We start from the raw sequence: 7,937 nt of genomic DNA, 5'->3' as shown, positions 1-7,937 counted from the left end.
GATCAGCCACTTTATTCGCACAGGATCGTTTTATGAAGATTGCACAGGAACTGCGCACGGGCAACGTCGTGATGATTGGCAGCGACGCCATGGTCGTGCAAAAGACCGAATACAACAAATCGGGCCGTAATGCCGCCGTCGTCAAGATGAAGCTGAAGAATCTGCTGACGGGCGCAGGCATGGAATCGGTCTACAAGGCGGACGACAAGTTCGACGTCGTCGTGCTCGATCGCAAGGAAGTGACCTACTCCTACTTCGCCGATCCGATGTACGTGTTCATGGATGCCGATTACAACCAGTTCGAAGTCGAAGCCGAGATGATGGGCAATGCGCTCAATTACCTCGAAGACGGCATGCCCTGCGAAGTCGTGTTCTATAACGAAAAAGCGATTTCGGTCGAACTGCCCACCACGCTCGTGCGCGAAATCACCTACACGGAACCGGCCGTGAAGGGCGATACGTCGTCGGGCAAGGTGCTGAAGACGGCCAAGATCACCACGGGCTTCGAACTGCAAGTTCCCCTGTTCTGCAATATCGGCGACAACATCGAAATCGATACGCGCACGGACGAATACCGCAGCCGCGCATAAGCGTTGTCCGTGTTCGGCGCACTCAAGAGTGCGTAATGCGGAACGTTATGCCGACTGAAAGCGCCCCCCGGGGCGCTTTTTTTTTCGTATGAGTGGTGTATGGTTAAGCAAACTTTACCGGTCGTTTTTTCACACTCGGAGGACCGGACCTGACGCTCTTGCCGAGTGACGGGCGCAAACCCTTGTTCTATATAGGAGAACGATCTGGCACGCCAAATGCTTTGGTCAACCGGTAGCCCGCGCGCCGTCGAGATATGTTCCCGCGGATGGCGTCATTTCTTCCGGCACCGACGCTTTCCCGACTCCTCTAATTGATTACGCCAGCCATGCCACACGCCCTGATTGTCGAAGACGATCCCAATAGCCTGTCGGGTCTCAATGCGATCGTCGCCGCCGATGGATTTTCCGTCGATACGGCCGCCACACTCGCTGAAGCGCGCGCCGCACTGACGCGTTTCATTCCCGATGTCGTATTGATCGATCTGAACCTGCCCGACGGCAGCGGTCTCGATTTGCTGCATCACCTGCCGGCGCAGCCGGACGGTGTCGTGCCGGTAATCGTGATGACGGGCAACGCGACGGTGGAAAGCGCCATCGAGGGATTGCGCCATGGCATTTGGGACTATCTGCTCAAGCCGGTCAACATCCCGCGGCTGCGCAGCCTGCTGGCGCGGATTCCGCGCCCCTACGAGCTGACGGAAGAAGTCCAATTGCTGCGGGCGTCCCTGCGCCGGCTCGGGCGCTTCGGGCCGATGATCGGGCGCAGCGATGCAATCGCGCACATCTACGATGCGATCGAACGGCTGGCGCCCACCGAATCGGCCGTGCTCATCTGCGGCGAGGCAGGAACGGGCAAGGAAATCGCGGCACGGACGCTCCACGAGATGAGCCGGCGCCGCAAGGGCTCGTTCGTTGTATTCGATTGCCGCGCGTTCGCCCGCGATGGTGGGAGCGAGCGCGGGCTCGACAGCATGCTGTTCGGCCAGGAAAGCGCGCTGCCGACGATTGAGCGACGTGACCCGGGCCTATTCGAACAAGCGGCGGGCGGCACGCTCTTCCTCGACGAGATCGCCGATTTGCCGCTGCCCCAGCAAGAAGCGCTGCTGCGCGCGCTCGATTCGCAAACGTACATGCGCGTCGGCGGCAACAATCAGGTGAGCGTCGATTGTCGCATCGTGGCGGCCACGCGCAAGCCACCCCGCGATGCCGTCGCTCAGGGCATGCTGCGCGAAGATCTTTGGCTGCGCCTGGACGCCGCATCGCTTGCCCTGCCGCCACTGCGTGAACGCGGCGATGACGCCGTGCTGCTGGCCGAAGCGCTCGTCGACGAGCTGAACCGGGAGATCAACGCCAGCGGCCTGGCCACGGTGAACAAGCGCATCGGCCCGAATCTCGTGCGTGAGTGTCTGACCTACGATTGGCCCGGCAACGTGCGCGAACTACATGAACGCGTGCGGCGGGCGTACAACGCATCGGGGGAGATCGTCGATTCGCTGCGCGCCGACGAGGCAAACGGTTCGGGCGGGCGGCGATTGAACGGCGGCAGCGTGCAAGTGACCGTCGGCACGCCGTTGTCGGATGTCGAAGATTTGCTGATTCGGGCAACGCTCGATGCGGTCGGCGGGACGCGGCACCGCGCCGCGACCTTGCTCGGCATCAGCCCGAAAACGCTCTACAACAAACTGCAACGCATGAAAATGGCGTAGCACCGTTCGTGGTAATCGCCGTCTTCTCGCGGCAGCGCCTGAGAGCGCGGCGCGCCAACCAGGAGCGACGCGAGCAGCGCGAAGCCGAAGGCGCGGCCATCGAAGCCCAGGCATTCGAGTTCGTCCAAGCGGCCTGTCCGAGCAGGTCCAAGCCCCGCTGGGGCGAACGCTACATCGGCTTCGGTCACGCCGCCCCTTGTCAGCCGAACGCGCTCTCCAGCAGCGCTTTCGCTTCGCGGTAGGCCGGACGCTCGATCAGCTTGCGCCAGGTTGGCGCCTTGCCGCGCGGGCGCAGCTGCTTCAAGCGCCGTGCGCTCTCCTTCGATGGAACGTAGTCGAGCTCATTGAGCACGACTTCGGCGGCTTCGGGCTGATTGCAGACGAGCACCATGTCGCACCCCGCTTCGAGCGCCGCTTGCGCCGCTTGCGTCAGCGTACCGCCGGCGCGTGCCGCCTCCATCGATAGATCATCGCTGAAAATCGCCCCGCTGAAGCCCAGCCGGCCGCGTAAGATGTCTTGCAGCCAAATCCGCGAGAATCCCGCCGGCTTGTCGTCGACTTTCGAATAGATGACATGCGCCGGAATCACCGACGCCAGCGCGATCCCGAGCCAGTCATAGGGCGCCGCATCGTCGTTGAGGATCTCGTCGAGCGGGCGTTCGTCGACAGGCAACGCCACGTGCGAATCGGCCGCGGCGAATCCGTGCCCCGGAAAGTGTTTGCCGCAGTTCCCCATCCCCGCCAGCGAAAGCCCATGGTTCAAACTCTTGGCGAGCAAGCTCACCACGCGCGGGTCGCGATGGAACGCGCGATCGCCGATCACTGACGAGCGGCCGTAATCGAGATCGAGCACCGGCGTGAAGCTCATATCGACACCGCACGCACGCAGCTCGGCAGCCAGGACATAGCCCGTCGCGGTGGCTGCCTTGGTGGCTTGCAGCACGTCGCGGTCCCACAGTTCGCCGAGGCGCCGCATCGCCGGCAGCACGGTGAAGCCGTCGGTACGAAAACGCTGCACGCGGCCACCCTCGTGATCGACGGCGATCAGCAAATCGTCGCGCACCTCGCGAATGGCGTCAGTCAACGCAATCAGCTGCCCGCGATTCTCGTAGTGACGCGCGAACAGAATGACGCCGCCCGTCATCGGGTGCGCGAGGCGCCGCACGTCGTCGTCGGTGAGCACTTGGCCCTTGACGTCGAGCATCACGGGACCGGGAGGATTCTTCATGGAATCGAGGAGCATGTCGGAAAAATAAAAGCCGGCAGGTCAGGGAAACGAATGCCTCGGCCGCAGCATGGGGCATCCATCTTGGCATGGCAATCCGCTCAAGTCGTGGGCGCGGCGATGTCCGATTCGGCGATGACGAACGTCACGGCATAGTCGCGCTCGTCGCTGACCGTCACCTGCGCCGTAATGCCTCGTGCGTTCAGCCACTCGGCCAATTCGCCCGATGCCTTGATGACGGGTTTGCCGCTCGCTTCGTTCAGCGTCTGCAGCGCCCGCCAGGTCATCGGCCAATGCATACCCAGCCCGATCGCTTTCGAGAACGCTTCCTTTGCCGAAAAACGAGTCGCGAGAAAGGCGAGCCCACGGGTTTCCGAGCGGGCTTTGCGTGCGTGGTAAATGCGCAGTTCGTCGGGGCCGAGCACTTTCTCGGCGAAGCGCCCCTTCGTGCGTGCCATGACGGCCGCCACGCGGCTCACCTGGACGACGTCGGTGCCAATACCGTAGATGGCCATAGGCGTCAGTGCGTCGCGGCGAGACGCGCGGCCACCATGATCGCCTTCATCTCGCGCACCGCATTATCCCAGCCGACAAAGATCGCTTGTGCGACGATGGCATGACCGATGTTCAGCTCGACGATGCCTTCGATTGCCGCGATCTGCTGCACGTTCGTGTAGTGCAGGCCATGCCCGGCATTGACCTTCAGTCCAAGCGAGGCGCCCAGCGCGACGCCGCGCACGATGCGTTCGTACTCGCGCCGCTGCTCGCTTTCGTCGTGCGCATCGGCATAGCGTCCGGTGTGCAGCTCGATGACGGGTGCACCCACCTCATGGGCTGCGCGAATCTGCGCTTCATCCGCATCGATGAACAGCGAAACGCGCGAACCCGCGTCGGCCAGTTGCCGGCAAGCGGCGCGCACGGATTCGAAGTGGCCCGCCACGTCGAGCCCGCCTTCGGTCGTCAGCTCCTCGCGCTTCTCCGGTACGAGGCAGACATCGTGCGGTTGCACGTCGCAGGCGATATCGAGCATCTCCTGCGTGACGGCACATTCGAGGTTCATCCGCGTCAATAGTTGCGGCCGCAGCGCGCGCACGTCCGCATCGACGATATGACGGCGATCCTCGCGCAAGTGCAGCGTAATCGCGTCGGCGCCCGCCGCTTCGGCTTGCAGCGCGGCGCGGATCGGATCGGGGTAGCGCGTACCGCGCACATTGCGCAGCGTGGCCACGTGATCGATATTGACGCCCAGTTCGATGACGCCGGGCGACGTCAGAAAGAAGCTCATAAGTTCTGCAGATCGAGAAGAATCTGGCGGGTTGCGAGCGGCGTGCCGCCAAGATAGGTGTTGAGCAAAAAGCGCATCAGCGTTTTGCTTTGCGCGACGGTCTGGGCACGATGGTAATCGTCGCGCGCCATATCCAGCAACGTTTGTCCCGAGATCACGGGCCAGTGCGCGGGCCACTCGCTCGCCGCCTCTCGCACGCCGCGCTCCGGATCGAAGACGTAGCGTCCTTCGGGCGTGACGGCCTTGCGCGCCACCGTACGATCGAGCGCCATGGCGTACCCGGTCTCGCGCAGCAGCACCCGCTCGAACGAACGCAGCACTTGCACCGCCGGCTCGTCGTGTGCGAGCCGCGTCAGCGTAACGACATAGTGATGAAACAGTTGCGGATGCGGATCCTCGCGCGCGCAAAACTTCACGAGCAATTCGTTCACGTAGAAGCCGCACAGCAATGCGTCGCCCCGCAAAGGCAACATGCCGCCGACCCACTCGGCCCCCGTCAGCGTGCGCATCTCCGATTTGCCCGACCACGACATCGATAGCGGCTGAAACGTCTGCAGCACGCCGCGCAGCGCCGAGTGCGGGCGCTTCGCCCCTTTCGCGACCAGTGCCAGGCGGCCGTGGTCACGCGAAAACACATCGATGATGAGACTGGTTTCGCGGTAGGGATAACTGTGCAGGACGAACGCCGGCTGCTCGGCGATCCGATGCGACGGCTCACGTGAGGTCCGGCGCACGGGCGCCGCGGGCGGCCCTTCATCGTCGGCGTTCGGCGCGCCCTTGCCCTCGCCCGCGCTGTCGGCGCGTGGCGTCCGGCGGCGCACCTTGGTGCCCGCCCCCGCGGCGCTCGGCGCCGGTGCGGGCGCCGACGGGCGAGCTTGAGCACGGGCGGCCCTGCCTCGGACCGGCTCGCTGCCCCAGTCGTCGTCCGCCGCGGGAAGCGTCACCGACGTATCGTAGATCCCGTCATTCGTACCCATAGGCACGCAGCCCGGCTTCGTTGTCGGCCCAACCGCTCTTCACCTTGATGAAGGTTTCGAGATACACGGGACCGTCGAAGAGCTTCTCCATGTCGAGCCGCGCCTCGGTACTGATTTGTTTCAGCTTGGCGCCCTTGTGACCGATGATCATGGCCTTGTGCGCATCGCGATCGACGAGAATCGTCGCGAACACGCGGCGCAGCCGCCCTTCCGTTTCGAATTTTTCGATGAGCACCGTGCTTGTGTACGGCAGTTCGTCGCCGGTCCACCGGAACACCTTCTCACGCAAGATCTCGGCCGCCAAAAAACGTTCGCTGCGATCGGTGAGATCGTCCTCGCCGTACATCGGCGTCCCTTCGGGCAGGTACGGCTTGATCGTATCGAGCAGGCGCTTGATATCGTCCACATGCTTCGCCGAAAGCGGGACGATTTCCTTGAACTCGCGCAGCGCGCTCATCTTTTGGAAGAACGGATAGAGCGTCTTTTTATCGTTGACGCGGTCGAGCTTGTTCGCGACGAGCAGCGTCGGGGCGGACGGCGGGATCAGATCGAGCACCTTTTGATCGTCGGGCCCGAAGCGTCCCGCCTCGATCACGAACAAGACGGCATCGACGGCCGTCAGCGTGGACGTGACGGCGCGGTTCAGCGAACGGTTCAGTGCACCGCTGTGCTGCGTTTGAAAGCCCGGCGTATCGACGAAGATGAACTGCGCGTCCTCGAACGTATGGATACCGGTGATGCGATGACGCGTCGTTTGGGCCTTGCGCGACGTGATGCTGATTTTTTGGCCGACGAGCGCGTTCATCAGCGTCGATTTACCGACGTTCGGCCGGCCGACGATGGCGACCATACCGCAGCGAAAGCCGGTGGGAGTGGGGGTATCGATCATGCGAGGGAGGCGATTCGAAAAGTATCGGCGCGGCGCATGGCGGGCGCCGCGAGCACGAATGAAGTCATGAATGGTCAGGCTCGGGCGTACGCGGGCGGACGGCACCGGCGAGATCGGAGACGAGTTCGGCCTCGCCAGCGCGGGTGGACTCGCCGCCGGGCGTGCCAGCCCCGCCGGACGGCCCATCGGCTTTCACCGCACCGGGCTCGAATTTGGCTTGCGCGTCGGCCGTGGCTGAGAGGCCCTCGTGTTTCTGCGCGACGGCGGGCGCATCGGACTTGGCCGATGCTTCGCCTTTGGCGCTTGCTTCATGCGGGCGTCCTGCCGCCTTGTGCTCGACGTGCGCGGCGCGAATCATCGCCGGCGGCACCGCAGCGGCTCGATCCGCGCCTTCGGGCGCCGCCGCTTTCGCGGCTTCGGCGCGCGCAGCCATCTCGGCTCGACGCTCGGGCGCGCGCAGATCGAGCGCCGCTTGCACGCCCTTCACGCCGGGCACCACCTCGGGTTCGCCGTGCTTCCCGGCCCGTGCCCCGCGCGAGCGCTTCGATTTGACCTCGAGCGCCGGCTGCACCGCCATGACCTCTTCGAGTGCCTTCTTCGCGGCCGCCTGCTCGGCAGCACGCCGGCTCGCCCCCGAACCCGATACTTTCACCTCGAGCTTGGGCACCGTGCATTCGACTTCGAATTGCTGGTTGTGAGCGGCGCCGTGGGTGGCCACGACCGTGTATGTCGGCAATGCGATCTTGTGCCCCTGCAGATATTCTTGCAGCAGCGTTTTGGAATCCTTGCCGAGCGTGCGGGGATCGATGTGATCGAGGATCGGCACATACAGACGCTTGATGACGGTCTGGGCCGCATCGAAACCGCCATCGACAAAGATGGCCCCGAGGATGGCCTCGAAAGCATCCGCAAGAATCGACGGCCGCCGGAACCCGCCACTGCGCAGCTCCCCTTCGCCAAGCCGCAGGCTCTCGGAAATATTAAGGGCCTGAGCAATTTCGTAGAGCGACTGCTGTTTGACGAGGTTCGCGCGCACGCGCGACAGATCGCCTTCGTCCAATTTGCCGAATCGCTGATACAAAAGTGCAGCCACCGCGCAATTTAGAACGGAATCGCCCAAAAATTCGAGCCGTTCATTGTGCGAGGCACTGTGACTACGATGAGTTAACGCCTGGCGCAACAATTCCGCATTGCGAAATTCGTAGCGCAACCGGCTTTCCAGCGGAGATAGCGGCATGTGCAGAGTATAACGCGCGCGCCTCGCC

At 63.6% G+C, this 7,937-nt stretch carries 8 protein-coding genes; 2 read left to right on the top strand and 6 right to left on the bottom strand.

Annotated features, from left to right (window positions below; translation table 11 throughout):
* Window positions 1-32 precede the first annotated feature (32 nt).
* Both efp and ACTHL0_RS10150 read left to right on the top strand, forming a co-directional pair.
* A complete protein-coding gene (gene efp / locus ACTHL0_RS10155; protein WP_440566600.1) occupies window positions 33-590 on the top strand; it encodes an elongation factor P in 558 nt (185 codons plus the stop codon).
* Between the two features lie 326 nt (window positions 591-916).
* Window positions 917-2,296: a sigma-54-dependent transcriptional regulator gene (locus ACTHL0_RS10150; protein WP_440566596.1), complete on the top strand. Its 1,380-nt coding sequence runs from the start codon at window positions 917-919 to the stop codon at window positions 2,294-2,296.
* Between the two features lie 199 nt (window positions 2,297-2,495).
* Here ACTHL0_RS10150 and nagZ read toward each other — a convergent pair whose 3' ends face one another.
* From nagZ to rnc, 6 genes are all read right to left on the bottom strand, one after another.
* On the bottom strand, window positions 2,496-3,524 hold the full coding sequence (nagZ, locus tag ACTHL0_RS10145) for a beta-N-acetylhexosaminidase (RefSeq protein WP_440566595.1): 1,029 nt from the start codon (window positions 3,522-3,524) through the stop codon (window positions 2,496-2,498).
* Window positions 3,525-3,622: 98 nt separating this feature from the next.
* Window positions 3,623-4,036 (bottom strand): holo-ACP synthase, encoded by a 414-nt coding sequence (gene acpS, locus ACTHL0_RS10140; RefSeq protein WP_440566594.1) that lies wholly within the window; start codon window positions 4,034-4,036, stop codon window positions 3,623-3,625.
* A 5-nt stretch (window positions 4,037-4,041) separates the two neighbouring features.
* Window positions 4,042-4,806, bottom strand: a complete 765-nt coding sequence (gene pdxJ / locus ACTHL0_RS10135; protein ID WP_440566593.1) for a pyridoxine 5'-phosphate synthase — start codon at window positions 4,804-4,806, stop codon at window positions 4,042-4,044.
* Window positions 4,803-5,783 carry a DNA repair protein RecO gene (gene recO / locus ACTHL0_RS10130; protein WP_440566592.1) on the bottom strand — a complete coding sequence of 327 codons (981 nt, stop codon included), beginning with the start codon at window positions 5,781-5,783 and terminating at the stop codon, window positions 4,803-4,805. The genes pdxJ and recO overlap by 4 nt, the downstream gene beginning before the upstream one ends.
* Window positions 5,770-6,633, bottom strand: coding sequence for a GTPase Era (gene era, locus ACTHL0_RS10125; RefSeq protein WP_440566599.1), 864 nt, complete (start codon window positions 6,631-6,633; stop codon window positions 5,770-5,772). The genes recO and era overlap by 14 nt, the downstream gene beginning before the upstream one ends.
* 103 nt (window positions 6,634-6,736) lie before the next feature.
* Window positions 6,737-7,909, bottom strand: coding sequence for a ribonuclease III (gene rnc / locus ACTHL0_RS10120; protein WP_440566598.1), 1,173 nt, complete (start codon window positions 7,907-7,909; stop codon window positions 6,737-6,739).
* Between the last annotated feature and the right edge of the window lie 28 nt (window positions 7,910-7,937).

The sequence above is a fragment of the Trinickia sp. genome (assembly GCF_051961175.1).
Lineage (GTDB): Bacteria > Pseudomonadota > Gammaproteobacteria > Burkholderiales > Burkholderiaceae > Trinickia.
The sequence above is the reverse complement of the archived record's forward strand: the minus strand, read 5'-3'. Positions and strand labels throughout refer to the sequence as shown.

Coding starts and splice junctions, on each gene's coding strand:
- efp (WP_440566600.1), top strand. CDS start 33: ATGAAGATTGCACAGGAACTGCGCACGGGCAACGTCGTGATGATTGGC.
- ACTHL0_RS10150 (WP_440566596.1), top strand. CDS start 917: ATGCCACACGCCCTGATTGTCGAAGACGATCCCAATAGCCTGTCGGGT.
- nagZ (WP_440566595.1), bottom strand. CDS start 3,524: ATGAAGAATCCTCCCGGTCCCGTGATGCTCGACGTCAAGGGCCAAGTG.
- acpS (WP_440566594.1), bottom strand. CDS start 4,036: ATGGCCATCTACGGTATTGGCACCGACGTCGTCCAGGTGAGCCGCGTG.
- pdxJ (WP_440566593.1), bottom strand. CDS start 4,806: ATGAGCTTCTTTCTGACGTCGCCCGGCGTCATCGAACTGGGCGTCAAT.
- recO (WP_440566592.1), bottom strand. CDS start 5,783: ATGGGTACGAATGACGGGATCTACGATACGTCGGTGACGCTTCCCGCG.
- era (WP_440566599.1), bottom strand. CDS start 6,633: ATGGTCGCCATCGTCGGCCGGCCGAACGTCGGTAAATCGACGCTGATG.
- rnc (WP_440566598.1), bottom strand. CDS start 7,909: ATGCCGCTATCTCCGCTGGAAAGCCGGTTGCGCTACGAATTTCGCAAT.